21 protein-coding genes and 1 pseudogene are annotated in these 25,189 nt (G+C 71.3%); 10 read left to right on the top strand and 12 right to left on the bottom strand.

What is annotated here, in order from left to right; all coding sequences use genetic code 11:
- Positions 1–32 precede the first annotated feature (32 nt).
- From ACLIN4_RS24670 to ACLIN4_RS24660, 3 genes are all read right to left on the bottom strand, one after another.
- A complete protein-coding gene (locus ACLIN4_RS24670) occupies positions 33–347 on the bottom strand; it encodes a thioredoxin family protein (protein ID WP_398012383.1) in 315 nt (104 codons plus the stop codon).
- Between the two features lie 11 nt (positions 348–358).
- Positions 359–757: a MerR family transcriptional regulator gene (locus ACLIN4_RS24665; protein WP_100047813.1), complete on the bottom strand. Its 399-nt coding sequence runs from the start codon at positions 755–757 to the stop codon at positions 359–361.
- 129 nt (positions 758–886) lie between these two features.
- Entirely contained in the window at positions 887–2,275 is a 1,389-nt protein-coding gene (locus ACLIN4_RS24660) for a cation:dicarboxylate symporter family transporter (protein WP_411576235.1), read from the bottom strand.
- Between the two features lie 155 nt (positions 2,276–2,430).
- On the opposite strand from ACLIN4_RS24660, the gene ACLIN4_RS24655 reads away from it, so the two are divergent.
- The 6 genes from ACLIN4_RS24655 to ACLIN4_RS24630 all read left to right on the top strand — a co-directional run bounded on the left by ACLIN4_RS24655 (position 2,431) and on the right by ACLIN4_RS24630 (position 8,967).
- Positions 2,431–4,131, top strand: a complete 1,701-nt coding sequence (locus ACLIN4_RS24655; RefSeq protein WP_411576234.1) for an ATP-binding protein — start codon at positions 2,431–2,433, stop codon at positions 4,129–4,131.
- On the top strand, positions 4,128–4,829 hold the full coding sequence (locus ACLIN4_RS24650) for a response regulator (RefSeq protein ID WP_411576233.1): 702 nt from the start codon (positions 4,128–4,130) through the stop codon (positions 4,827–4,829). Before ACLIN4_RS24655 ends, ACLIN4_RS24650 begins: the two co-directional genes overlap by 4 nt.
- A gap of 106 nt (positions 4,830–4,935) precedes the next feature.
- Positions 4,936–6,315 carry an extracellular solute-binding protein gene (locus ACLIN4_RS24645; protein WP_289908705.1) on the top strand — a complete coding sequence of 460 codons (1,380 nt, stop codon included), beginning with the start codon at positions 4,936–4,938 and terminating at the stop codon, positions 6,313–6,315.
- On the top strand, positions 6,312–7,268 hold the full coding sequence (locus ACLIN4_RS24640; RefSeq protein WP_107477237.1) for a carbohydrate ABC transporter permease: 957 nt from the start codon (positions 6,312–6,314) through the stop codon (positions 7,266–7,268). The genes ACLIN4_RS24645 and ACLIN4_RS24640 overlap by 4 nt, the downstream gene beginning before the upstream one ends.
- A 1-nt stretch (position 7,269) precedes the next feature.
- Complete coding sequence (locus tag ACLIN4_RS24635; protein ID WP_289908706.1) at positions 7,270–8,163, top strand: carbohydrate ABC transporter permease; 894 nt, start codon at positions 7,270–7,272, stop codon at positions 8,161–8,163.
- A 90-nt stretch (positions 8,164–8,253) separates the two neighbouring features.
- The gene (locus ACLIN4_RS24630; protein ID WP_100047820.1) at positions 8,254–8,967 is read left to right on the top strand and encodes a helix-turn-helix domain-containing protein; all 714 of its coding nucleotides are present in this window, start codon (positions 8,254–8,256) and stop codon (positions 8,965–8,967) included.
- Between the two features lie 35 nt (positions 8,968–9,002).
- Here the strand turns inward: ACLIN4_RS24630 and ACLIN4_RS24625 are convergent.
- A pseudogene (locus tag ACLIN4_RS24625) lies at positions 9,003–10,027 on the bottom strand (ATP-dependent 6-phosphofructokinase).
- Positions 10,028–10,246: 219 nt separating this feature from the next.
- Here ACLIN4_RS24625 and pta point away from each other — a divergent pair.
- From pta to pyk, 3 genes are all read left to right on the top strand, one after another.
- On the top strand, positions 10,247–12,337 hold the full coding sequence (pta, locus tag ACLIN4_RS24620; protein ID WP_100047821.1) for a phosphate acetyltransferase: 2,091 nt from the start codon (positions 10,247–10,249) through the stop codon (positions 12,335–12,337).
- Positions 12,334–13,548, top strand: coding sequence for an acetate kinase (locus ACLIN4_RS24615; protein WP_411576232.1), 1,215 nt, complete (start codon positions 12,334–12,336; stop codon positions 13,546–13,548). The genes pta and ACLIN4_RS24615 overlap by 4 nt, the downstream gene beginning before the upstream one ends.
- A gap of 85 nt (positions 13,549–13,633) precedes the next feature.
- A complete protein-coding gene (gene pyk, locus ACLIN4_RS24610; RefSeq protein WP_107477234.1) occupies positions 13,634–15,064 on the top strand; it encodes a pyruvate kinase in 1,431 nt (476 codons plus the stop codon).
- Positions 15,065–15,160: 96 nt separating this feature from the next.
- On the opposite strand, the gene ACLIN4_RS24605 is transcribed toward pyk, so the two are convergent.
- From ACLIN4_RS24605 to ACLIN4_RS24590, 4 genes are all read right to left on the bottom strand, one after another.
- Positions 15,161–16,570 (bottom strand): hypothetical protein, encoded by a 1,410-nt coding sequence (locus ACLIN4_RS24605; protein WP_411576231.1) that lies wholly within the window; start codon positions 16,568–16,570, stop codon positions 15,161–15,163.
- Positions 16,560–17,144 carry a DUF6114 domain-containing protein gene (locus ACLIN4_RS24600; RefSeq protein ID WP_100047825.1) on the bottom strand — a complete coding sequence of 195 codons (585 nt, stop codon included), beginning with the start codon at positions 17,142–17,144 and terminating at the stop codon, positions 16,560–16,562. Before ACLIN4_RS24600 ends, ACLIN4_RS24605 begins: the two co-directional genes overlap by 11 nt.
- Before the next feature lie 117 nt (positions 17,145–17,261).
- Positions 17,262–17,894, bottom strand: a complete 633-nt coding sequence (locus ACLIN4_RS24595; RefSeq protein WP_100047826.1) for a DUF6230 family protein — start codon at positions 17,892–17,894, stop codon at positions 17,262–17,264.
- Between the two features lie 655 nt (positions 17,895–18,549).
- A complete protein-coding gene (locus ACLIN4_RS24590) occupies positions 18,550–19,527 on the bottom strand; it encodes a tetratricopeptide repeat protein (protein ID WP_179350643.1) in 978 nt (325 codons plus the stop codon).
- A gap of 248 nt (positions 19,528–19,775) precedes the next feature.
- Between ACLIN4_RS24590 and ACLIN4_RS24585 the strand changes: the two genes are divergently transcribed.
- Positions 19,776–20,423, top strand: a complete 648-nt coding sequence (locus ACLIN4_RS24585; protein WP_107477233.1) for a TetR/AcrR family transcriptional regulator — start codon at positions 19,776–19,778, stop codon at positions 20,421–20,423.
- Here the strand turns inward: ACLIN4_RS24585 and ACLIN4_RS24580 are convergent.
- From ACLIN4_RS24580 to ACLIN4_RS24565, 4 genes are read right to left on the bottom strand one after another with little or no spacing between them, the layout of a single operon-like run.
- Positions 20,382–22,127 carry a glycosyltransferase gene (locus ACLIN4_RS24580; RefSeq protein ID WP_381939218.1) on the bottom strand — a complete coding sequence of 582 codons (1,746 nt, stop codon included), beginning with the start codon at positions 22,125–22,127 and terminating at the stop codon, positions 20,382–20,384. The genes ACLIN4_RS24585 and ACLIN4_RS24580 overlap by 42 nt on opposite strands.
- Positions 22,124–22,912: a PHP domain-containing protein gene (locus tag ACLIN4_RS24575; RefSeq protein ID WP_411576230.1), complete on the bottom strand. Its 789-nt coding sequence runs from the start codon at positions 22,910–22,912 to the stop codon at positions 22,124–22,126. The genes ACLIN4_RS24580 and ACLIN4_RS24575 overlap by 4 nt, the downstream gene beginning before the upstream one ends.
- Positions 22,909–23,961: an ATP-grasp domain-containing protein gene (locus ACLIN4_RS24570; protein ID WP_107477231.1), complete on the bottom strand. Its 1,053-nt coding sequence runs from the start codon at positions 23,959–23,961 to the stop codon at positions 22,909–22,911. The genes ACLIN4_RS24575 and ACLIN4_RS24570 overlap by 4 nt, the downstream gene beginning before the upstream one ends.
- A complete protein-coding gene (locus ACLIN4_RS24565; protein WP_290014542.1) occupies positions 23,958–25,133 on the bottom strand; it encodes a PIG-L deacetylase family protein in 1,176 nt (391 codons plus the stop codon). Before ACLIN4_RS24565 ends, ACLIN4_RS24570 begins: the two co-directional genes overlap by 4 nt.
- Between the last annotated feature and the right edge of the window lie 56 nt (positions 25,134–25,189).

Genomic DNA, 25,189 nt, shown 5'->3' with positions numbered 1-25,189 from the left:
ATTTTCCGTATACGAGGCCGGTCAAGGGCAGGTCAGACGACGTCGGCCAGTTCCTCCAGCAGCCGCCTCTTGGGCCGGGAACCCACCATCGACTTCACCGGCTCGCCGTCGCGGAAGACCATGAACGTCGGCATCGACAGCACCTTGTACGCGTTCGTGGTCGCCGGGTTCCGGTCGACGTTCAGCTGCACCACCCTCAGCCGGCCGGCCTCCTCCGCGGCCACGGCGCCGAGCACCGGCGCCATCTGCCGGCACGGCGGGCACCAGTCCGCGGTGAACTCCACCAGCACGGGCAGGTCCGACCCGATCACCTCCGCCGCGAAGTCCGCGTCCGTCACCTCGGGCACCCCACTGGTCCTCATCCGTGTCCTCCCAGTTCGCACTTGGGCTCCGGACCCCCCGGAACCGCCGCCTCGGCCCGCGCCAGCTGCGCACCCACCTGCGCCCGCACCGACGTGAGCTGCTCGATCAGCGCGTCCAGCTCCGCCAGCTTGCGGCGGTAGACCACGAGGGACGCCGGGCAGGAGTCGCCCTCGGGGTGCCCGGCGCGCAGGCACTCCACGAAGGGGCGGGTCTCCTCCAGGTCGAACCCGAAGTCCTGGAGCGTCCTGATCTGCCGCAGCAGCTTCAGGTCGTCCTCGTCGTAGGTCCGGTAACCGTTGCCGGTGCGCCGCGCGGTCAGCAGGCCCCTCGACTCGTAGTACCGCAGCGTCCGCGTCGTGGTCCCGGCCCGTGCGGCCAGCTCGCCGATTCGCATGCGGACGAACGTAAGCCTTGACGCGGGCGTCAAGGCAAGAAGCCCCGCGCCGGGGGGCGCGGGGCTTCGGGGGGCCGGGCGGCTGAGCAACGGGGGGAGCACCTCAGCCGCCCGGGACCGGCGGCGCGGTCAGGCCCGCGCCAGCTCCTTCTCGCCGCCCTGCTCGGGCAGCTCCGGCGCGTCGTCGTCGGCGCCGTGGTGGTCGTCCAGCAGGGTCTTCTCGTCGAACGGGGCCCGGCCGGCCAGCACCTCGTTCACGCGGTCCTTGTCGATCTCCTTGGTCCAGGTGCCGATCAGGACGGTGGCCACGGCGTTGCCGCCGAAGTTGGTCAGCGCGCGGGCCTCGCTCATGAAGCGGTCGATGCCGACGATCAGGCCGATGCCGTCCACCAGGGCCGGCTTGTGCGAGGAGAGACCGCCGGCCAGCGTGGCCAGGCCGGCGCCGGAGACACCGGCCGCGCCCTTCGAGGCGACCAGCAGGAAGAGCAGCAGCGGGATCTGCTCGCCGATCGACATCGGCGTGCCCATGGCGTCGGCGATGAACAGCGAGGCCATGGTCATGTAGATCATGGTGCCGTCGAGGTTGAAGGAGTAGCCGGTCGGGACGGTGATGCCGACCACCGGCTTGCTGACGCCCAGGTGCTCCATCTTCGCGATGAGGCGCGGCAGCGCCGACTCCGAGGAGGAGGTGGACAGGATCAGCAGGAACTCGCGGCCCAGGTACTTGAAGAGCGAGAAGACGTTGACGCCGGCGACGACGCGCAGCAGCGTGCCGAGCACCAGGAAGAGGAAGAGCACACAGGTCACGTAGAAGCCGAGCATCAGGACGGCCAGGCTCTTGAGGGCGTCGACGCCGGCCGAGCCGGTGACGGCGGCGATGGCACCGAAGGCGCCGACCGGGGCGGCCCACATGATCATCGCCAGGACGCGGAAGACCAGCCGCTGGATGTGCTCGATGCCGCGCAGGACCGGCTGACCGGCGTTGCCCATGGCCTGGAGGGCGAAGCCGCACAGCAGGGCGATCAGCAGCGTCTGGAGGACCTCGCCCGAGGTGAACGCCGACACGATGGTGGTCGGGATGATGCCCATCAGGAAGTCGACGGTGCCCTTGGCCTCCGCGTCGACCTGCGCCTGGCCGGTCTCCTTGACGGCGTCGGTGACCGCGAGGCCCGTGCCCGGGTCCAGGATGTTGCCGACGAGCAGGCCGATGGCGAGGGCCACCAGCGACATCACCAGGAAGTAGACCAGCGCGATACCGCCGACCGCACCGACCTTGGCGGCCTTGCGCACGGAACCGATGCCCAGCACGATCGTGCAGAAGATGATCGGCGAGATCATCATCTTGATCAGGTTCACGAAGCCGGTGCCGAGCGGCTTCAGCTCGGTCGCGAAGTCGGGGGCGATCAGACCGACGGCGATACCGAGGGCGACCGCGATGATCACCGCGATGTAGAGGTAGTGCGTGCGATCGCGCTTGGCTTTGGGTGCGGCAGGTGCCGTAGCGGCGTTGCTGGTCACGGCGGCCCTCCTTGACGACGTCGTCGGCATCACCGGCGTGCGGCTCACGTCCGGGGAGTCTGTTTCGGGGATGCGGCGACTATCTCCCGTGTTGTGAGCACGGTCACCCTTGCGTTCATTTAGTTCACAATCCAGCCAGGAGAGAGACTTGCGGCATGCACCTCCGCGTCCCGAGACCCCGTAGCCTGGCCGGTCAGCTCTTCGCCATGCAGGCCGTGCTGATAGCCGTCGTCGTGGCCGGATACGCGCTGTTCACCTACATCAGCGACCGGGGGCAGGCGCAGGACGCGGCCGGGCGGCAGGCCAGGGCGGTGTCGCTGGCGATCGCCGACTCGCCGTCCGTGCTGGAGGCCATCGGCACCCCCGACCCGACGGCGCGGCTCCAGCCGTACGCGGTGCGGGTCATGCGGGACACCGACGTCGACTTCGTGACGATCATGAACCCGGAGGGCATTCGCTGGACCCACCCGGACCCGGAGCAGATCGGCCGCCCCTTCCGCGGGCACATCGAGCGCGCGCAGCGGGGCCAGACCTTCACCGAGACCTACACGGGCACGCTCGGGCCGTCGGTGCGGGCGGTGACTCCGGTGCGGGACGGCGATCGGGTGGTCGGGCTGGTCAGCGCCGGGATCAAGGTCGAGGAGATCAGCAAGCGGGCGCAGGAGCAGCTGACGGCCCTGCTCGGAGTGGCGGCCGGGGCGCTGCTGCTCGGCGCGGTCGGCACGTACGTGATCAACGCGCGGCTGCGCCGGCACACGCACGGGATGAACGCGGGCGAGCTGAGCCGGATGCACGACTACCATCAGGCGGCGCTGCACGCGGTGCGCGAGGGTCTGCTGATGCTGGACGGGCAGTACCGTGTCGCGTTGATCAACGACGGCGGACGGGAGCTGCTCGACGTGACCGGTGACGTGGTGGGCGCCTCGGTCGCGGACCTCGGGCTGCCGGCGCAGCTGACCGGGGCGCTGCTGGCGTCGGAGCCACGGGTGGACGAGGTGCATCTGACCGACCGGCGGGTGCTGGTGGTGAACACCTCGCCGGTCTCCGGCGGCGAGCGCCGGGGCACGGTGGTGACGCTGCGGGACGTGACCGAGCTGCAGTCGCTGATGGGCGAGCTGAACTCGGAGCGCGGTTTCACGCAGGCGCTGCGCTCGCAGGCGCACGAGGCGGCCAACCGGCTGCACACGGTCGTCTCGCTGATCGAGCTGGGGCGCGCGGAGGAGGCCGTGGACTTCGCGACGGCCGAACTGGAACTGGCGCAGGCGCTGACCGACCAGGTGGTGGCGGCGGTGAGCGAGCCCGTGCTGGCCGCGCTGCTGCTGGGCAAGACGGCGCAGGCCAACGAGCGGGGAGTGGAGCTGGTGGTGTCGCAGGACAGCCGACTGGACGACGGGCTGCTGCCGCCGTCCCTGCCCGCCCGGGACCTGGTGACGATCCTGGGCAATCTGGTCGACAACGCGGTGGACGCGGCCCAGGGCCGGGTGCCCTCGCGGGTGACGGTGGCGGCGTACACCGAGACGGCCGGGGGCGAGGACGTCTCCGGCGCGGAATCGGCGGTCGGCGGCTCCGAGCTGGTGCTGCGCGTGTCGGACACCGGCGCCGGCGTCGCCCCCGCCCATGCCGACCTGGTCTTCCAGCGCGGCTTCTCGACCAAGCCGGCCGGCGAGGGCGGTCGGGGCCTGGGGCTGGCGCTGGTCAGCCAGGCGGTGCAGCGGCACGGCGGCACCCTGACGGTGACGGAGGCGGACGGCGGCGGCGCCCGTTTCGAGGCGCGGCTGCCGCTGGACGACCCGGGGGGCCGCGCACCGGCGCCGGGCGTCCTGGCGGGCAGACCGGAATCCGGGGGCGCCATATGAGCGGCGCCGAGCAGCCCATCCGGGTCCTGGTCGTCGAGGACGACCCGGTCGCCGCCGACGCGCACGTGATGTACGTCGGCCGGGTGCCGGGGTTCACGGCCGTCGGCAAGGCGCACACCGGCGCCGAGGCCCGGCGCACGCTGGACCGTGCGCCGGTGGACCTGCTCCTGCTCGACCTGCACCTGCCGGACGTGCACGGGCTGCAGCTGGCCCGTTCGCTGCGGGCGGCCGGGCACCACACCGACGTGATAGCGGTGACGTCGGCGCGGGACCTGACGGTGGTGCGCGAGGGCGTGTCGCTGGGCGTCGTGCAGTACGTGCTGAAGCCCTTCACCTTCGCCACCCTGCGCGACCGGCTGGTGCGGTACGCCGAGTTCCGGGGCGCCGCCGGGGAGGCGAGCGGCCAGGACGAGGTGGACCGGGCGCTGGCCACGCTGCGGGCGCCCGGCCCGGCCGCGCTGCCGAAGGGGCTGAGCGGGCCCACGCTGGAGCGGGTGACGGGCGCGCTGCGCGGGTCGGACGAGGGTCTCACGGCGGCCGGCGTGGCCGAGACCGTCGGCATCTCGCGGATCACCGCCCGGCGTTACCTGGAGCACCTGGTGGACGCGGGACGGGCGGGGCGACGCCCGCTCTACGGGCAGGTGGGGCGGCCGGAGTTGGTGTACCGGTGGGTGCGGGAGAGCGAGCGGGGCCGATGAACACGAGTTGTCCACCGCACACGCATTGACCTGACTAGACCACTCCTCTTACGTTCGCCGAGCAGCCGTCCCGGCCACAGCGTCGTGCCCGTAGGAGGTCTTGCCCGTGCGTCCCACCGTCCGGTCCGTCCGGTTCACCGCCCTGTTCACCCTCACCGCGCTCGCCTCCACCGCCCTCGCCGCCTGCGGCAGCGGCTCCGGCGACGATCCGGACACGGTGAAGGTCTCCTTCAAGCAGTCGACGGACAACTCCATCAAGGTGATGGACACCTATCTCGCCGACATCAAGAAGCAGTTCGAGAAGGCCAACCCGGGGAAGAAGGTCGAACTCGTCCCGATCAAGGCCCCGGACTCGGAGTACTACACCAAGCTCCAGCAGATGCTCCGCTCCCCCAAGACCGCGCCGGATCTGGTCTACGAGGACACCTTCCTCATCAACTCCGACATCACCAGCGGCTACTTGAAGCCCCTCGACGAGTACCTGGCGAAGTGGAAGGACTGGGATCAGTTCATCGACACCGCGAAGGCGGCGGCCAGGGGCGAGGACGGAAAGACGTACGGCGTCCCGGACGGGACGGACACCCGGGGCCTGTGGTTCAGCAAGGACGTGTTCGCCGAGGCCGGGCTGCCCGCCGACTGGCAGCCGAAGACCTGGGACGAGGTCCTCGACGCCGCCCGCACCATCAAGGAGAAGGTGCCCGGAGTCACGCCGCTCAACGTGTACACCGGCAAGCCCGCCGGTGAGGCCGCCACCATGCAGGGCTTCCAGATGCTGCTGTACGGCACGAACGACGGGACCACGGACCCGCTGTACGACAAGGGCAGCAAGAAGTGGATCACGGCGGGGCAGGGGTTCGAGGACTCCCTCGCCTTCGTCGAGACCGTGTACAAGGAGAAGCTCGGCCCGGAGGTGTCCGACGCGCTCGACCCCAACTTCGGGACCAAGGTGCGCGGTGAGCTGCTTCCGCAGGGCAAGCTCGGCATCGCGCTCGACGGCTCCTGGCTGCCGCAGGACTGGCTGGAGGGCAGCGGGCACGAGTGGCCCGAGTGGTCGAAGGAGCTGGGGCTCGCGGCCATGCCGACGCAGCACGGCCAGGCGCCCGGCAAGGTGAGCATGTCCGGCGGCTGGACCTGGTCGATCCCGGCCAAGGCGGGCAACCCGGACCTGGCCTTCGAGTTCATCAAGACGATGCAGACCAAGGCCAACGCCCAGAAGTGGTACGTCGCCAACTCCGGCATCGCGGTCCGCGAGGACGTGGCGAACGACCCGGCCTACGTCGACGCCCAGCCCGGCATCGAGTTCTTCACCGACCTCGTCGAGAGCACCCACTACCGGCCCGCCTACCCGGCGTACCCGAAGGTGTCCGTCGCCATCCAGGAGGCGATGGAGGGCGTGACGACCGGTGACAAGTCGGTCGAGGAGGCGGCCCGCGACTACGACGAGGCGCTCAAGGAGGCCACCGACAACCAGGTGGTCGCCAAGTGACCGCTGCCACGCCGCCGCACCCGGGCCCGGAGCTCCGCGAGACGCCGCCGGGCCCGCCCGCCCCGGGGCCGGAACACCGTGCGGGGTCGGCATCGGCTCGCCGTTCGCTGCTGCGCGCCCTGCCCGTCTCCCCCGCCCTCGTCCTGCTGCTGCTCTTCCTCGCCGGCCCGATCGCGTACTGCGTGGTCATCGCCTTCACCGACCTCCAGCTCACCGGGCAGGCCGAGTCGTCCTTCGTCGGCTTCGAGAACTTCCGGCGCGCGTTCCAGGACGAGGCGTTCCTGAACGCCGTGTGGCTGACGCTGGTGTTCACGGTGCTGTCGTCGCTGATCGGGCAGAACACCCTGGGCCTGGCGCTGGCCTCGCTGATGCAGCGGGCCTCGAAGCCGGTCCGTACGCTCACCGGCGGCATCGTTGTCACGGCGTGGGTGCTGCCGGAGGTGGTGGCGGGCTTCCTGCTCTACGCCTTCTTCCGCCGCGAGGGCACCCTCAACGCGATCCTGGACTGGCTCCATCTGCCGTCCCAGAACTGGCTGTTCACGCTGCCGATCCTCGCGGTGTCCTTCGCCAACGTGTGGCGGGGCACGGCGTTCTCGATGCTGGTGTACTCGGCGGCGCTCAACGAGATCCCCAAGGAGGTCACCGAGGCCGCCGAGGTGGACGGGGCGAGCGGCTGGCGCCGGATGTGGCACATCACGCTGCCGATGATCCGGCGTTCCATCGGCACCAACCTCATGCTCAACACCCTGCAGACCCTGTCGGTCTTCGGGCTGATCTGGGTGATGACGCGGGGCGGCCCGAGCGGCAAGAGCCAGACGCTGCCGCTGTTCATGTACGAGCAGGCCTTCCAGAACAGTCTGATCGGGTACGGCACGGCGGTGGCGCTGCTGCTGTTGCTGATCGGCTCGCTGTTCTCGGTCGTGTACCTGCGCCTGCTGCGGACGGAGGTCTGAGATGGCGTCCACCCTCGCGCCCCGGGCGGCCCGGAAGACCCGGACGCCCGCCGCGCCCCGCCGTACCCCCGCCTCCCGCCGCACCCGGCGCCGACTGGCCGCCGACACCGGGCTGCTGGTGGCCGCCGCCGCGTTCGTGCTGCCGCTGGCCTGGGTGGTGCTGTCCGCCCTGGACCCGCGCGCGAGCCTCAGGGTGAAGGTCCCCGACGGGGTGACGCTGGACAACTTCGACGCGATCCTCACCCCGGAGATCACCTTCACCCCGCTGCTCAACAGCCTGGTCCTGTGCGGCGGCGCGACGGCGCTGACGGTGGTGTGCGCGGCGCTCGCGGCGTATCCGCTCTCCCGTTTCCGGTCGCGGCTGAACCGGCCGTTCCTGCTGACGATCCTGTTCGCGACCAGCCTGCCGATCACGGCGATCATGGTGCCGGTCTACGCCCTGTTCGTGCGGGTGAACATGATCGACACCATGCAGGGGACGATCTTCTTCTTCGCCGCCTCCCAGCTCCCGTTCGCCATCTGGCTGATGAAGAACTTCATGGACGGCGTGCCCAAGGAGCTGGAGGAGGCGGCGTGGACGGACGGGGCGTCGTCCTTCCAGTCGCTGCTGCGGATCGTGCTGCCGCTGATGGGGCCGGGTGTGGCGGTGGTGACCGTGTTCTCGTTCGTGATGATGTGGGGGAACTTCTTCGTCCCGTTCATGCTGCTGCTCTCCCCGGACCAGATGCCGGCCTCGGTGAGCATCAACGACTTCTTCGGCAACCGGGGCATGGTGGCGTACGGGCAGCTGGCGGCGTTCTCGATCGTCTACTCGACGCCTGTCATCCTGCTGTACGTGCTGATCTCGCGGCGGCTGGGCGGCGGGTTCGCGCTGGGCGGGGCGGTCAAGGGGTGAGCGGTGCTCCGTCCGGGTGAGCCCGTAGGTTCCTACGATCCGTATCGCTGGCTGAACAGCCCGTAGTCAAGGACCGCCCGGCCCCCTACGGTGTGGCGCGTGCGCCGACCCTCACCTCACCCGAACCAGTCGGGTCCCCCGTTCAACGCCCTCGCCGCCCGCCGGCTCCGGGCCGCCCTCGGTATGGGGCCCGAACACGTCGCCCACGGCATGCGGGTGTCGTACGGACTGCCGTACGTCTCCCCCGACCACGTCATCGCCTGGGAGCGCGGAGCCGCCTCCCCCTCCGCTTCCGAACTCACCGCGCTCGCGGGCGTGCTGTGGTGCTCGCCCGGTGACCTGATCGGCCGGCCGCAGACCCTGCGCGAGCACCGCGTCGCCCGCGGTCTGGCGCCCGAGGACGTGGCCCGTGCCGCCGGTGTCGCGCTCACCGCCTATCTGCGGATGGAGGAGACGGACGGCTGGCGCGGCACCGACCGCCAGTCGGCCGCGCTCGCCCACGTGCTCGACCTCGCGCTGCCGGACCTCGTGGCCGTCACGGGGCGCGAGGAGAAGCTCGCCGAGCTGCTGACCAGCGCCGTCACCACCCGATGGCAGGGGTACGTGCGCCCGGTCGCCAAGGTGGCGCCACTGGACCGGCGGGTTCTGGAGAACGTCCTCCAGGTGCTGCACCAGGACTACCAGGGGCACATGACCGCCACCCTCAGCTGGGGCGGTGGCGGTCCCGACTCCAACGCGGCGGGGCGTGACTTCCTCGACCGGATCGTGGAGCACTTCTGGGCGGCCGTCGAGAAGCACCCGTGAGCCGTGGTGGCACGGTCCGGCGGGGCGTCCGGTGCCTAGAAGACCGACTCGGCCTCGTCCATCCGGTCCTTCGGCACCGTCTTCAGCTCGGTGACCGCCTCCGCCAGCGGGACCATGACGACGTCCGTGCCGCGCAGCGCCGTCATGCGGCCGAACTCGCCCCGGTGGGCGGCCTCCACCGCGTGCCAGCCGAAGCGGGTGGCGAGCACCCGGTCGTACGCGGTGGGCACGCCGCCGCGCTGGACGTGGCCGAGGATGACCGGCTTGGCCTCCTTGCCGAGCCTGCGCTCCAGCTCGTACGCGAGGGCGGTGCCGATGCCCTGGAAGCGCTCGTGGCCGAACTTGTCGATGGCGCCCTTGCCGTAGTCCATGGAGCCCTCGACGGGGTGGGCGCCCTCGGCGACGCAGACCACGGCGAACTTCTTGCCGCGGGAGAACCGCTCCTCGACCATCTTGACCAGGTCGGCGGGGTCGAAGGGGCGCTCGGGCAGGCAGATGCCGTGGGCGCCGGCGGCCATGCCGGACTCCAGGGCGATCCAGCCGGCGTGGCGGCCCATGACCTCGACGACCATCACCCGCTGGTGGGACTCGGCGGTGGTCTTGAGGCGGTCCATCGCCTCGGTCGCGACGCCGACGGCGGTGTCGAAGCCGAAGGTGCGGTCCGTGGAGGAGATGTCGTTGTCGATGGTCTTCGGCACGCCGACCACGGGGAGACCGGCGTCGGAGAGCATCCGGGCGGCCGTCAGGGTGCCCTCGCCGCCGATCGGGATCAGCGCGTCGATGCCGAAGCTCTGGATCATGTCCCGGCGTTCTCGCAGGCCTCGCGGAGCCGGTCGCGCTCGAGGCGGGAGGAGCCGAGGATGGTGCCGCCGCGGGCCAGGATGCCGCTGACCGCGTTGAGGTCGAGGGTGCGGTAGCGGCCGTCGAGCAGACCGGCGTACCCGTCCTCGAAGCCGATGACCTCGTCGCCGTAGTTGTCGACCGCTCGGTGCACGACCGACCGGATCACTGCGTTCAGGCCGGGGCAGTCGCCGCCTGCGGTGAGTACGCCGATACGCATCGTGCTGTGTCTCCTGCTCGCTGTTGACACCGGTGAGCCGATCCAATTGTTCCACGGTCCGGGCACGGGTGGGCACTGACGATTGTTGACGGGCGCCTTATCCATACCCGGAGGTATTGTCAAGAGGGTTCCGCTCACCCCGGTGGGCGATTTTTGTGCACGGGACAGCCGCCACCATGTGCACGGGACAGCCGCCACCAGACGAAACGGAGAGCACGCGTGACGCGCAGCGTGTACGTGACCGGTATCGACCGCGGCGACGGCCGCCAGGTCGTCGAACTGGGGGTCATGGAGCTCCTGACCCGGCAGGTCGACCGGGTCGGCGTCTTCCGTCCCCTGGTCCACGACGGACCCGACCGGCTCTTCGAGCTGCTGCGGGCCCGTTACCGGCTCTCGCAGGACCCCGCGACCGTCTACGGCCTGGACTACCAGGAGGCGTCCGCCCTCCAGGCCGAGCAGGGCACGGACGAGCTGGTGTCCGCGCTGGTCGACCGGTTCCACCTGGCCGCCCGGGACTACGACGTCATGCTCGTCCTCGGCACCGACTTCGCCGACACCCAGTTCCCGGACGAACTGTCCCTGAACGCGCGGCTCGCCAACGAGTTCGGCGCGTCGGTCGTCCCGGTCGTGGGCGGACGGGGTCAGGCCGCCGAGTCCGTGCTCGCCGAGACCGTCAACGCCTTCCGCGCCTACGACGGGCTGGGCTGCGACGTCCTGGCCATGGTGACCAACCGGGTCACCCGCGAGGACCGGGACGAGATCGCCGAGCGGCTCACGGACCGGCTGCCGGTGCCGTGCTGGGTGGTGCCGGACGAGCCCGCGCTGTCCGCGCCGACCGTCTCGCAGATCGCGCACACCCTCGGCGCCCGGGTGGTCCTCGGCGACGACTCGGGGCTCGCCCGGGACGCGCTGGACTTCGTCTTCGGCGGGGCCATGCTGCCCAACCTGCTGAGCGCCCTCACCCCGGGCTGCCTGGTGATCACGCCCGGCGACCGCGCCGACCTGGTGATCGGCACCCTCGCCGCGCACAGCGCCGGCACCCCGCCGATAGCCGGCGTGCTGCTGACCCTGAACGAGGTGCCCGGGGACGGCATCCTCACCCTCGCCGACCGCCTCGCGCCCGGCACCCCGGTGCTCTCGGTGACCGGCAACAGCTTCCCCACCGCCGAGCAGCTGTTCTCCCTGGAGGGCAAGCTCAACGCGGCCACCCCGCGCAAGGCGGAGACCGCCCTCGGCCTCTTCGAGCGCTACGTCGACACCGCCGACCTCAGCAAGCGGGTCTCCGCGCCGAGCAGCGACCGGGTCACGCCGATGATGTTCGAGCACACGCTGCTGGAGCAGGCCCGCTCCGACCTGCGCCGGGTCGTGCTGCCGGAGGGGACCGAGGAGCGGGTGCTGCACGCGGCGGAGGTGCTGCTGCGCCGGGGCGTGTGCGAGCTGACCCTGCTGGGGCCGGTCGAGCAGATCCGCAAGAAGGCCGCCGACCTGGGCATCGACCTGGAGGGCGCCGAGCTGATCGACCCGGCGGTGTCCGAGCTGCGGGACTCCTTCGCCGAGAAGTACGCGGCCCTGCGCGCCCACAAGGGCGTCACGGTGGAGCTGGCGTACGACGTGGTCTCCGACGTGAACTACTTCGGCACGCTGATGGTGCAGGAAGGGTTCGCCGACGGGATGGTGTCGGGGTCGGTGCACTCGACGGCGGCGACGATCCGCCCGGCCTTCGAGATCATCAAGACCAAGCCGGACGCCTCGATCGTGTCGTCCGTGTTCTTCATGTGCCTGGCCGACAAGGTGCTCGTCTACGGCGACTGCGCGGTCAACCCGGATCCGAACGCCGAGCAGCTGGCCGACATCGCCACGCAGTCGGCGTCCACGGCGGCGCGGTTCGGGGTGGATCCGCGGATCGCGATGCTGTCGTACTCGACGGGCACGTCCGGGTCCGGCGCCGACGTCGACAAGGTGCGCGAGGCGACGGAGCTGGTCCGCGCGAACCGTCCCGACCTGCGCGTCGAGGGGCCGATCCAGTACGACGCGGCCGTGGAGCCGTCGGTCGCCGCGACCAAGCTGCCCGGGTCCGAGGTCGCCGGGCAGGCCAGCGTGCTGATCTTCCCGGACCTGAACACCGGCAACAACACCTACAAGGCCGTGCAGCGCTCGGCCGGCGCGATCGCCGTCGGCCCGGTCCTCCAGGGGCTGCGCAAGCCGGTCAACGACCTGTCCCGGGGCGCGCTCGTCCAGGACATCGTCAACACCGTCGCCATCACGGCGATCCAGGCCCAGAACCCGAGCGAGAAGGCGTCCGAACAGTGACCTTGCCCACCCGTGTCCTCGTCCTCAACTCCGGCTCCTCGTCGGTGAAGTACCAGCTCCTGGACATGCGGGACCGCAGCCGGCTGGCGGTGGGGCTGGTCGAGCGCATCGGTGAGCAGACCTCCCGGCTGAAGCACACGTGCGTGACCGGCGGCGACACCCGCGAGCAGAACGGGCCGATCGCCGATCACGAGGCCGCCCTCAAGGCCGTCGCGGAGGAGTTGGCCCGGGACGGTCTGGGCCTGGACTCCCCGGAACTGGCCGCGATCGGGCACCGGGTGGTGCACGGCGGCATGTTCTTCACCGAGCCCACCCTGATCGACGAGGGCGTGCTCACCGAGATCGAGCGGCTGATCCCCGTCGCCCCGCTGCACAACCCGGCCAACCTCACCGGCATCCGCACCGCCCGGGGGCTGCGCCCCGACCTGCCCCAGGTGGCCGTCTTCGACACGGCGTTCCACACGACGATGCCCGAGCCGGCGGCGCGCTACGCGATCGACCCGAAGATCGCCGACCGTCACCGCATCCGCCGCTACGGCTTCCACGGCACCTCGCACGCCTACGTCTCCCGGGAGACCGCGCGGCTGCTGGGCAAGGACCCGTCCGAGGTGAACGTCATCGTGCTGCACCTCGGCAACGGCGCCTCGGCCTCGGCGGTCGAGGGCAGCCGGTGCGTGGACACCTCCATGGGGCTGACGCCTTTGGAAGGACTCGTGATGGGTACGCGGTCCGGAGACCTGGACCCGGCGGTCATCTTCCATTTGGAGCGGGTTGGCGGAATGTCCACCGACGAGATCGACACTCTCCTCAACAAGAGGAGCGGCCTGTTCGGTCTGTGCGGCGACAATGACATGCGGGAGATCCGGCGCCGCGTCGACGAGGGTGACGAAGAGGCGCGGCTCGCCTTCGACATCTACATTCACCGCCTGAAGAAGTACATCGGCGCCTATTACGCGGTCCTCGGCCGGGTGGACGCGGTCGCCTTCACGGCCGGGGTCGGCGAGAATGCGGCACCGGTGCGGGAAGCGGCCGTGGCGGGCCTGGAGGGGCTGGGCCTGGCGGTCGACGCCGGGCTGAACGGCGCTCGCGGCGACGGTCCCCGGCTGATCTCCCCCGAGGACGCGCGGGTGAAGGTGGCCGTGGTGCCGACCGACGAGGAATTGGAGATCGCGACACAAACGTACGCACTGGTCGAAAAGAACAGCCGATAAATTCACTTGTGAGCATGCCCGCGCCCATATGTAGCTTCCGCCAGGCGGAATATTCCGGAGCGAAACAAACCGATAGGATCGCCCCATGCGCCGTTCGAAAATCGTCTGTACTCTCGGCCCCGCGGTCGACTCCCACGAGCAGCTCGTAGCGCTGATCGAAGCCGGCATGAACGTGGCCCGCTTCAACTTCAGCCACGGCACGCACGCCGAGCACCAGGGCCGTTACGACCGGGTCCGGGCCGCCGCCAAGGAGACCGGCCGGGCCATCGGTGTCCTCGCCGACCTGCAGGGCCCGAAGATCCGCCTGGAGACCTTCGCGGAGGGTCCCGTCGAGCTGGTGCGCGGTGACGAGTTCACCATCACCACCGAGGACGTGCCGGGCGACCGGACGATCTGCGGCACGACGTACAAGGGCCTGCCCGGCGACGTCACCAAGGGCGACCAGGTACTCATCAACGACGGCAACGTCGAGCTGAAGGTCACCGAGGTCGAGGGCCCCCGGGTGAGGACGATCGTCATCGAGGGCGGCGTCATCTCCGACCACAAGGGCATCAACCTGCCCGGTGCCGCGGTCAACGTCCCCGCGCTGAGCGAGAAGGACGTCGAGGACCTGCGGTTCGCGCTGCGGATGGGCTGCGACCTGGTCGCCCTGTCCTTCGTGCGGGACGCCAAGGACGTCGCCGACGTGCACCGCGTGATGGACGAGGAGGGCCGCCGGGTCCCCGTCATCGCCAAGGTGGAGAAGCCGCAGGCGGTCGAGAACATGGAGGACGTCGTCGCGGCCTTCGACGCCGTCATGGTCGCCCGTGGCGACCTGGCCGTCGAGTACCCGCTCGAGAAGGTCCCCATGGTGCAGAAGCGCCTGATCGAGCTGTGCCGGCGCAACGCCAAGCCGGTGATCGTCGCGACCCAGATGATGGAGTCGATGATCACCAACTCGCGTCCGACCCGCGCCGAGGCCTCCGACGTGGCCAATGCGATCCTGGACGGCGCCGACGCGGTCATGCTCTCCGCGGAGTCGTCGGTGGGCGCGTACCCGATCGAGACCGTCAAGACCATGTCGAAGATCGTCTCCGCCGCCGAGCAGGAGCTGCTGTCCAAGGGCCTGCAGCCGCTGGTGCCGGGCAAGAAGCCGCGCACGCAGGGCGGTTCGGTGGCCCGCGCCGCCGCCGAGATCGCCGACTTCCTGGGCGGCAAGGGCCTGGTGGCCTTCACCCAGTCCGGTGACACCGCCCGCCGGCTCTCCCGCTACCGCGCGGCCCAGCCGATCCTCGCCTTCACCACCGACGAGTCCACCCGCAACCAGCTGGCGCTCAGCTGGGGCGTGGAGCCGCACGTGGTGCCGTTCGTCAACACCACCGACGAGATGGTCGACCTGGTGGACCAGGAGACGGCCCGCCTCGGCCGGTTCAGCGACGGCGACATCGTCGTGATCACCGCCGGTTCGCCCCCCGGCGTGCCCGGCACCACCAACATGGTCCGGGTGCTGCACCTGGGCGAGACGCGGCGCGGCTGACCCCCGCACCCGCTTCCGTACGGCGCTGAGGGCGCCCCCTGCGACAGGGGGCGCCCTCGGCGGTGTCGCGGCTCCCGAACGGGCCTGTGAGCGGGCTCAGGTCGTGTACTGGTGCAACCCGGGGATGTGGAGCGTGCCGCCGAACTGGCCCGCCTGGACGACCGTCACCTTCGTGAAGTAGATGAGCGGGATGTCCAGCGGCGGCGGGTGCTCCGGGTCGAAGGTGATCGGGATCAGCCCGAGCAGGTTGCCCGAGATGCTCTCGGTGTACATCACCGTGTCGCCGTCGCGGATCGTGGACGTCGATCCCTCGGCCGCCTGCACGTGGTAGGTCTTGCCGGCCTGCTCGTCCTTCACCGTCTGGTGCAGGTCGCCGATGTCGGTGCCGTTGGAAATGACGTACTTGAGCACCTTCTTGGTGGTGCCGTTGGCCGTCTTCACCTCGACGACGCCCTTGTAGGAGGCGCCCTTCAGCAGCAGCGAGCTGGCGTTGAGGTACCAGGGGTCGTCGGGCAGCGGCACCGTGTTGTCGACGCCGCCCTCCGCGTCCGTGGCGACCGGGCAGTCCTCGGGGTCGGTGCCGGCGCTCTCGGAGGCGCTGGGGCTGGGCGAGGCGGTGGCCTCCCCGGCCTCCTCCTCCGCCTGGTCCTTCGCGTCCTTCGCGTCCTCCTCGGTCTTTCCGGCCGCCTCGTCCACCGACTCCTCGGTGTCCTCGGCCGCCTTCGACGCCGCGTCGGCCGGATCCTCGGCCGTGTCCTTCGCGGTGCCGGTGACCTTGTCGGTGGTCTCCTTCGCCGGGTCGGACGCGTCCTCGCCGGCGCTCGCCGACGCCGAGGGGGTCGGCGTGGGGCCCGGGGTCTCCTCGGCCTTGTCGCTGCCGGTGAAGATGCCCTCGATGGCGTCGCCGAGGCCCTCCAGCACGCCGCCGCCGGACTCCGAGGCGGACGGGGACGGTTCGGCGGCGTCCGCGCCGGACGCGTCCCGGCCCTCGGGATCCTGGGAAGCGGAGGGGCTCGGGGCCGGGTCGGCCTGGCCGGCGTTCCCGTCCTCGTCGTCGGAACCTGAATCCGACGAAGAGGACTCGCCCGTACCCTTGCCGTCCTTGCCGTCCTTGCCCGCGCCGTCCGCGGAGTCCGGGGAACCGGACTCCGTCGCACCGCCCTTGTCCTTGTCGTCCCCGTCCTCCGAGCCGGTCGCCGAGGGCGAGGGCGACTCGGACGCGCCCTTCTCGGCGTCCTCCAGGGCCTCCACGCACGCCTTGTACTCGTCGGCGGTGAGGCTGTTGGAGGTCGGCTTCGCCGTGTCGTTGCCGTCGGCGATGGCCAGCGTCGGTGTGAAGCCCATCCCCATGAGGACGGCCGTGGGCATCGCCGCCAGGGCTATCGCCTTCCCGGCCGGCATGTGGAACCTGGTGAACAACGGCTTCTTGGGTGCCGCGTGGCGCGGCCCGGTTCTCACACGGAACGACTCCACGTCAGTCCCGCGGGTCACCTCGTCAGCCGGCACTGTGCCTCCCGTTCGCCCCGTTGGCCGGGCTCGTTCCTGACAGATCGTTCGGCTCTCCCGCCCCGTCGCGCGGCTGCGGCACCGTGGCGTCGGGCGCCGGGGTGCCGGGGGCCTCGGGGACCACGCTCTCGGGCGCGTTGCCCGTTCCCTTGCCCTCCAGGGGCGGTTCGGCCTGCGGCGGTTCGCCCGGCACCCACGACACGGCCATCGCCCCGCCGACCAGTGCGAGCAGGAAGCCGATGAGGAATCCGCCGAGGTTGGACACGGGGATGGACACCAGCGCCAGCAGGATCGCCGCCACGCCCGCGAAGACCCGGACGTGCTTCTGGAACCACAGGCTGACGCCCAGGACGACCAGCAGCACACCGATGATCAGGGACCCGGCACCCGCGGTGGTGGCCATCGCCAGCGTCAGGTGGCCGATCTGGAGGTTCGCGTACGGGAAGTAGGCGATGGGGAGTCCGCCGAGCGCGACGAACAGGCCGGCCCAGAACGGCCGCGCGCCTCGCCAGGCACGGAACTGCAGCCTCCGGCGGGTGAACTGGCCGGTTGCGGCAGGAGTCTCGGCGCTCATGGAAAACAGCTCCCTGGTACGGCTTTGCTGTGGTGGAGATGTGGGCCGCGCGTGGAGGCACGGCCGGAGAGTGGACGGGCGGGGGTGCCACCGGCTCCCCCGCCCGTCATGGGGTGCTTAGTAGCACTCCTTGACACCCTTGGACAGCGACATCTTCAGACCGCTGAGCTTGAAGGTTCCGGCGGTGGTGGCCCACGCCGTCTGCTTCACGTCGGTCAGCGTGGCCGAGTCGGCCTGCTGCGCGAATCCGTAGGGGTTCGCGGTGTCGCCCTTCTTGATGCCTGGACCCTTGTTGGCGTCCTTGGCCGCAACACCGATGTCGATGCCGCGGAAGGTGGCGTCGGCCTCGAGCTCCTCGACGTCGATGTACAGGTTCTGGGCCTCGACCGGCTTGTCGCCGCCGCCCGCCTTGAGCATGAGGCTGACCGAACCGATCAGCGGGATGTCCGGGGTGACCACGGACTGGCACATGCCCTTGATGGTCGCGGACTTGAACGCCGAGACGGCGACGGGGTGAGCCGTCTTCTCGCCCTTCAGCGTGTAGCCCGAGTCAATGGCTCCGTACTGGGAGAAGCCCGTACCGTCGAGCCGGTCCGCCGTCACCTTGAACGACTGGCCGGAGACACTGAACGACGCCGCCAGGGCACCCTGCCCCAGCGCGACGCCTATCGCAGCCGTGGCGGCAACGCTGGGCACCATCACCACAGCGAACCGCTTCCATCTGGTCCCGCCACGCACCTGGGACTCCATATTTCCTCCTTCTCGGACGTACATCTCCTGGCCTCGGCCGGCCCCCGGATCGGCGGCCGGACCTGGCAGGGATGGGAGAAGTGCTACGTCCTCGGGAAGGAGAGCGCCCGCGCTCGGCGGCACGTACCAGACGAGCCCGAATCACCGGCGATCACCCCCGAGCGACAACCACTGGTCGCGCCTGACACGCATCACGCACAACCCTGCTGGACAGGCTTCGCCGGACGGGCGAAGACCCCCCTGCCCAAGGGCCGGCGCCACTGCCGCCGACCCTGCTCGGTGGGGACCCAGGAACCCCCGCGACCCGACTGGCTTTCGGGGTACGGGAATGGACCGAGCGTCGCCGATCGTGGTGCATTCTCGCCGTCGGCACAAGGGGGTTCGTTACTCACTAGTAACGGCCGGATAACCGCGGGACGACACACCGGTCCCGGACGGCGACGCTCGGTGTGTCATGAGGGCGGAACATAGCTGTTGATCGCCGGACAGAATCCGACAGATCGACGCCGTCGACTTACTGGCAGTAACAGCGGCCGCGATTACCAAGATTTGGTAAAGCGCGGCCGCACTGGCTTTCCGTCGGCAGCTCTTTCACTCGGGCACCACCCGGACGAACGGTCGAAGACCGGTCGGTACCGGGCGGCCCGGCCGCGCGCTAGAACAGGGCGCGGGCCAGCGCCCTGCGCGCCGCGGCCACCCGCGGGTCCTCGGCGCCGACGACCTCGAACAGCTCCAGCAGCCGCAGCCGTACGGCGTCCCGGTCGTCCCCGGCCGTGACGCGCACCGTGTCGATGAGGCGTCCGAAGGCGTCCTCCACGTGCCCGCCCACCAGGTCCAGGTCGGCGGCGGCGATCTGGGCCTGCGCGTCACCCGGCTTGTCGGCGGCGTCCTGACGGACCTGCTGCGGGTCGGCGTCCTGCACGCGCTGGAGCAACTCGGCCTGGGCGAGGCCCAGCTTGGCCTCCGTGTTGCCCGGGTCCTCGGCCAGCACGTTCTTGTACGCCTGGACGGCGCCGCCCAGGTCGCCGGCGTCCAGCGCCCGCACGGCGGCCTCGAGCGCCGCGTCGTGCGGGCCGGCCGGGCGCTCGGGGGCGGCGGCCGGTGCCGCGCCCGGCTCCGCCTCGGGGTCGACGGCGAGACCGGTCAGCCCGAACCGCTGCTCGGCGACCTGCACCAACTGGTCCAGGGTCTGGCGGATCTGCGCCTCGCCGGCGGCACCCTGGAAGAGCGGCAGCGCCTGCCCGGCCACGACCGCGAACACGGCCGGGATGCCCTGGACGCCGAACTGCTGCATCAGCATCTGGTTGGCGTCGACATCGATCTTGGCGAGGAGGAAGCGCCCGTTGTACTCGACGGCGAGCCGCTCCAGGACCGGGCTCAACTGCTTGCAGGGCTCGCACCACTCGGCCCAGAAGTCGATGACGACCGGGACCTCGGTGGACCGCTGCAGGACATCGCTCTCGAAGCGGGCCTCGTCGACGTCGATGACGAGGTCGGCCGGGGAGACGGCGCCCGTCCCGCCGTTCCGGGCCGCCTCGGCGCGCGCCTGCTCCGCCTTGGCCTTGGCTTCCTGGGCCTGCTTCACCGCGGCGAGGTCGACGACCCCGCTCATGGACATGTTCCGTGGCTGCATGGGTCTATCCTCCCCCGTACCGCGCCCGTGCGTGAAAAGCGGGGTGAAAGCCCGCCTGGAAGTGTGCTGTTGACAGTCCTGCCGGCGCCGGGTCCCCACCCCACGCCCGTGGTCGTCGCTGGGGCACGGGCGCACCCGTGCTTTCGCTACGCCCCGTAGCGTAATACCAGGAGGGCCCGTCGGAACAGCCCTCCTCGGTGATCTGCCTCACGGACGCCCGTTCGTTACCCGCCGGTTAAGGTCGGGGGATGCAGAGCAGCACCCCCGCCGGCCGTGCCGGGCGCCCGCGCAGCGCCGCGGCGGACACCGCGATCCTGGCCGCGACGCGGGCGGCCCTGGTGGACCTGGGCTGGTCGAAGCTCACCCTGCAGGACGTGGCCACACGCGCCGGGGTTGCCAAGACGACGCTGTACCGCCGGTGGGCGGGCAAGAACGAGCTGGTCGTCGACGCGGTCGCCGAGCTCTTCGACGAGCTCCGGCTGCCCGACCGGGGCTCCCTCGCCGCCGACATCGAGGGCGTGGTGCTCCAGTTCGCGGCGATCCTGGCCCGGCCGGAGGCCAAGAGCGGTCTGATGGCGGTGGTCGCCGAGTCCACGCGCGACGAGGCGCTGCGCGAGCGCATCCGTACGTCGATCGTGGAGCGGCAGAAGCGGTTGGTGCTGGAGGGCAGGGCCCGCGCCCAGGCCAGGGGCGAGCTGCCTCCGGAGCCGGACCCGGTGGAGGCCGCCCGCACGGCGGACCTCATCTTCGACGTGGTGGCGGGCGCGGTGGTCCACCGCACGCTGGTCAGCGCGGAAGCGGCGGACGGTGAGTGGGTGCGGAGCTTCGCCCGGGTACTGCTGTGGGGGCTGGCCTCACTGCCCCACCAGCCAGATCTCCCGCAGGATCATCAGTAGGACGATGAGGACCATGATCCCGGCCTGCCACCACAGCAGTCCGCGGTCCCGCTCGAGGTCACGGTGGGTTTCGGCGGCGAAGCGGCGGGTCAGGTCGCCGTCCGCGGCGTCGGCGGGCGCCTCCTCGTGCGACTCCGGCCCCTCGGCGGGCCCCGGTGCCGGGCCCGGTCGCCCGGTGGCCGGCTCCGCCGGTCCCGCGGTCGTCTCCGTCCCTGGTCCCGCGCCCTGCACCTTCCCGGTCTTGACCGTTCGCCCCCAGCTCTGCTCGGCTCCGCGGACCTGGAGGACGAAGGCGGCCAGGGAACACGCGGCCAGCAGCGACCCGTAACCGACGAGGTGGACGAGCGGGGCCGACAGCCACCTCAGCCTGGTGGTCGCGAGGCACTTGGCGGCCCAGGCGAGCGGCATGCACAGGGCGAGCCAGCAGTACGCGAAGAGCATCAGGGGGTGGGGCGAGTCCCGGGTCAGGCCGAGCCCCATGCGGTCCAGCAAGGGCAGGGCCACGGTCGGGACGGCCGTGACGACGAGGAAGAAGCACGAGACGAGGCCGGGGAAGATCAGGGCCTCGCGCCAGGACCTCCGTGCGGTCACCGGGTCGACGGCGAGGCTGAGCAGGGTCACGTACAGATAGCTGACGAGGTTGACGACCCACAGCGCCTTGAAGGCGAACCACGAGCGGTCGGTGTCCGTGTAGAAGAGGAAGATCAGCGAGGCCGCGCTGAGCAGCATGAGGAAGGGCGTCAGCAGCACCGAGAACCACATCAGCCCGAAGAGCCACGAGCCCAGGCGGTTGTCGCCCGTGCGGCGGCCTCGGAACCACAGACCCCGGTAGCGGTGGGTCACCTGGTAGTTGCCCCGCGCCCAGCGCAGCCGCTGCCGCCACAGTCCGGCGGCGTTGTCCGGCTCTTCGGCGAGGACCAGGGCGTAGCCGTCGAAGACGACACGGTGTCCGGCGAGCTGGCTGTCGAAGGTGGTCACGGTGTCTTCGGCGAGTGTGCTGGTGTCGAACTCACCGCCCAGGGCTTCGAGGTTGGCCCGGCTGTGGAGCTGGGCGCCGCCGGCCAGGCAGGCCACCGCGCCCAGCACGTTCTGGGTGCGGCGCGCGGCGGCCTGGGCGGTGATGTACTCGTAGGCGACGTACCGGGTCAGGTAGTTGCCGCGGTGTCCACTGCCTTCCTGGATGTAGGCGGTCACCGCACCGACCTCCGGTGCGGCCAGGTGGCGGGTCATGCGCCACACGGTGTCCGGGGCGAAGACGACGTCGGCGTCCATGACGAGCACGGCCTGCGCCCAGTCGTCGGACAGCACGTGGCGCAGGCCGTGGTTGAGGGTGTGCGACTTGCCCTGTCCTCCGGTCTCCCGCCGCAGGTGGACCACGGCGCCCGGGTGGGCGGCCGCGAGCCGGGCCAGGACCACCGGCGTGTCGTCGGTGCTCGCGTCGTCGATGACGAAGATCCGTAGCCGCCCCTGCGGGTAGGCGGAGGCCAGCAGCGTCTCGATGGAGGTCTCCAGAACGGCGGCCTCGTTCCGCGCGGGGATCAGTACGGCGGTGCGCGGCAGGCACAACGCGACCCGGGCGTAGATGCCCCGGTAGCGCTGCAGGCCGACCAGGAGGAACTGCGCCACGGCGGTCACCAGCGGCAGCGCGCCGAGGAAGACGAACCCGAACGCGACGGCCTGGGCGGCGGTGATCAGGGTCCTCACCGGTGGCCGTCCTCCCTTTCGTAGCCTTCGCCGCTCTCGCCGCTTCCGTCGCCGAGGACTTCCGCGACGTACGCCCATGCCCCCACCGCCGCCGCGGTGTGCGCGTCGCTTCCGGCGACCATCCGCACGCCCAGGCCGCGCAGGACGCGGACCGTCCCGGGAGAGGGGCAGCGCCACTTCTCGTTGACCTCGACGGCGCTGCCGGTGGCACGGCACGCTTCGGCGATGCGGGTGAGGCGGGCGCGGCCCATGGCCGCCTCGTCCAGGCCGGATTTGGGCAGCACGCTGAACAGGTGCGCCAGGTGGGCGGTGCGGCCGGCGGGTACCGAGTGCAGCGCCGCCGTCGTCGCGGCCGTCAGGGCGTCGAGGGCGGCTTCGGAGGTGAGCCGGCCGTCGGTGAGCATCTCGGCGACCTCCTCCGGGAGGGAGGGACCGTCGGGGAGGGGGAAGCGGTGGTCGGCGATCGCCAGGTGGGTGACGCCGGTGAGGTCGTCGGGGACGTCGAGCCGTCCCGCGGTGTCGAGCATCTTGGTCTCGACGCCGCACACCACCGTCAGCCGGCCGGCCCGGTCCGCGGCTTCGCGTACGGCGGCGGTGTAGGACGGCAGCCAGTCGGTGTCCCGGCGGACGTGGTCCGTGACGTACAGGGCGCGCAGCCCCCTGGCCTCGGCGGCCGACACCACCTCCCGCAGGGAGTCGCGGCCGTCGGAGAAGGACGTGTGGGTGTGGTGGTCCACCGACAGAGCCGCGCCGCCCGGTCCGGGTCCGCCGCCTCCGCCGGTCACGCCCGGCCCGCCACGTCGCCGAGCGCGTCGGGACCCATCACCACGTCCTCCCAGTGCCGCACGGCCGACAGCGGGTGGTGCGCGATGTGGCCCGGTACGTCCGCCCCCAGCAGGCCCGCCACCGCCCAGGCGGGCATCTGGACGCCCGCGGCCACCGTCAGGGACATCCCGCCCGGCGGCCGGGGGTTGACTTCCAGCAGCGCCGGGCGACCCTCCCGGTCCTCGCGGACCTGGACGTTGCAGATGCCGCGCAGCCCCAGGGCGGACGCGACGTCGGCGGCGAACCGGGACAGCCCGGGGCGGTCCAGGATGTGGCCGGCGACGATGATGCCGGAGTCCGTCTTGTCCCGGGCCCGTGGGACCGCGGCTCGCGCCCCGCCGTCCGGTCCCATCAGGACGTCCACCGAGTATTCGGTGCCGGGCAGCAGTTCCTGGAGCAGGTACGAGCCGTCGTGCGGCAGGCCGGTCAGCGCGTCGGGCTCCGCGGCCATGACGATCCCGCGCGACCCGCTGCCCCGGCGGGGCTTGGCGACCGCGGGGAATCCGGCGCCGAAGCGGTCGGCGGCGCCTTCCTCCAGCAGCACCGTGTGGGGGACCGAGACCGTTTCCCGGCACGTCTCGGCCAGCGTCCACTTGTCCAGGCACCGCTCCAGCGCGGCGGCGTCCGACACCAGCGTGCGCACTCCCGCCTCGGCGAACCGGGAGGCGGACCGCGCCAGCGGCACGAGTTCGGTGTCGACGGTCGGCACCAGCACGTCGACGCGCAGTCGCTCGCACAGGTCCAGCAGCGTCCGGGCGAATCCGTCGGCGTCACCGCGGGGGAGCAGCCAGCGGCGTTCGCGGTCGACCAGGTACAGACCGGCCGCGTTCGGGTCGATGTCACCGGCCCACAGGTCGCAGGAGCCGGCGAGCGCCCGCAGGAAGCAGACGCCCGAGGGGCCACCGGCCCCGGTCACCAGGACGCGCGGTGGCCGGCCGAGGGGTCCGGTCAGATCCGGCAGCGGCACGCCGGCGGGGCGTGCGGGGTCAGTGGCCTGTGCGCCGTTCACACCAGGGACCTTTCGAGCTCCGCGCTGTACCGGACGACCTCCAGTGGCTCCACGTAGACGTCACCGGTGAACCGCCCCCAGTACCGGGCCGTGGAGAGGATGAGGTCCTCGTCCAGGTAGGCCCGGGTGTCGGCCTGCGACCTGTGCGCCCTGATGGCGTCGAGCTTGGCCTCGACGTCGGCCTCGCGCAGTCCGATGAACCGGTTGGGACGGAACTCGACGGTGGCCGACGGCGACTGGTAGCAGGCGATCCGCGGTACCCGGCGGGAGGCGACGAGGGTGGCCCGGTGCACCGCCCGGTGGTCCTGGTGGGTGTCGTGCTCGGAGTGGACGAGGACGACGTCGGGTGAGACGTCGGCGACGGTCCTCTCGATCGCCTGCACCGTCTCCGTCTCGTCGGTGATGTGCCCGTCGGGGAAGTCCTCCAGGCGGAAGGAGGCTCCGAGGACCGCGGCCGCGCGCCGTGCCTCCTCCACCCGACGGTCGGGATCGCCGCCGAAGGAACCGTGCGACATGGCGAGCATCGTGATCTCCCATCCGTCCCGGACCCGCCGGTGGATCAGGCCGCCCGCGCCGATCTCCCCGTCGTCCGGGTGGGCGCCGACCACGAGCATCCGGGGCGGTTCGGGGTGTCCGGCCGGGGCGTGCCGCAGACGGTGCGCCTCGTGGGCGTGCCGCACCACGGCTGCCAGTTCCGCGCCGGACGCGGTGCGCGAGACGATCTCGACGGCGCCCCCGCGCAGCGCCGTCAGCGTGCTGGCGCTGGTGAGGGCGTCGGTCGTGAGCACCACCGCGGTACGGGGGAACTCCCGCTGCCAGGTGTTGAGCAGCCCCAGCCGCCGCCGGGCGTCCGGCTCCAGGTCCTCGTGCCAGAGGACGACGTGCCACCGTTCCGGTTCCGAGCGAACGGCCTGGAGAAAGGCCTCCTGGTCACCGCGGTGGGCGACGTCACCGGCTCCGGCCTCCCGCAGGAGCCCCGTGAGCCGGGCGGCGACGGCGGCGTCCCGGTCCGCCACGAGGACGCCCAGCCCGGCGACGTCACCCGCGTCCTGTCCGGCGGTGGCCGGGGGAAGCGGCAGCCCCGCGGCCACGTCCCCCACCCCGGGGAGGCTTTCGTCGGCCCACTCGGCTCTGCCGGACGGGGGCACGTTCGTCTCGTCGTCAGCGGCCACGCGACGAGTCTGGGCCGGGTCACGGGTCGGCGCACGCCCGGCGAGGCATACGTGGG

This window comes from Streptomyces mutabilis (assembly GCF_046628145.1).
Lineage (GTDB): Bacteria > Actinomycetota > Actinomycetes > Streptomycetales > Streptomycetaceae > Streptomyces > Streptomyces mutabilis.
Note: the sequence above shows the minus strand (reverse complement) of the source record. Positions and strands in the feature narration are given on the sequence as shown.

Coding starts and splice junctions, on each gene's coding strand:
- ACLIN4_RS24590 (WP_179350643.1), bottom strand. CDS start 19,527: ATGCAGCCACGGAACATGTCCATGAGCGGGGTCGTCGACCTCGCCGCG.
- ACLIN4_RS24635 (WP_289908706.1), top strand. CDS start 7,270: ATGGCGTCCACCCTCGCGCCCCGGGCGGCCCGGAAGACCCGGACGCCC.
- ACLIN4_RS24595 (WP_100047826.1), bottom strand. CDS start 17,894: ATGGAGTCCCAGGTGCGTGGCGGGACCAGATGGAAGCGGTTCGCTGTG.
- ACLIN4_RS24650 (WP_411576233.1), top strand. CDS start 4,128: ATGAGCGGCGCCGAGCAGCCCATCCGGGTCCTGGTCGTCGAGGACGAC.
- pyk (WP_107477234.1), top strand. CDS start 13,634: ATGCGCCGTTCGAAAATCGTCTGTACTCTCGGCCCCGCGGTCGACTCC.
- ACLIN4_RS24655 (WP_411576234.1), top strand. CDS start 2,431: ATGCACCTCCGCGTCCCGAGACCCCGTAGCCTGGCCGGTCAGCTCTTC.
- ACLIN4_RS24585 (WP_107477233.1), top strand. CDS start 19,776: ATGCAGAGCAGCACCCCCGCCGGCCGTGCCGGGCGCCCGCGCAGCGCC.
- ACLIN4_RS24665 (WP_100047813.1), bottom strand. CDS start 757: ATGCGAATCGGCGAGCTGGCCGCACGGGCCGGGACCACGACGCGGACG.
- ACLIN4_RS24600 (WP_100047825.1), bottom strand. CDS start 17,144: ATGAGCGCCGAGACTCCTGCCGCAACCGGCCAGTTCACCCGCCGGAGG.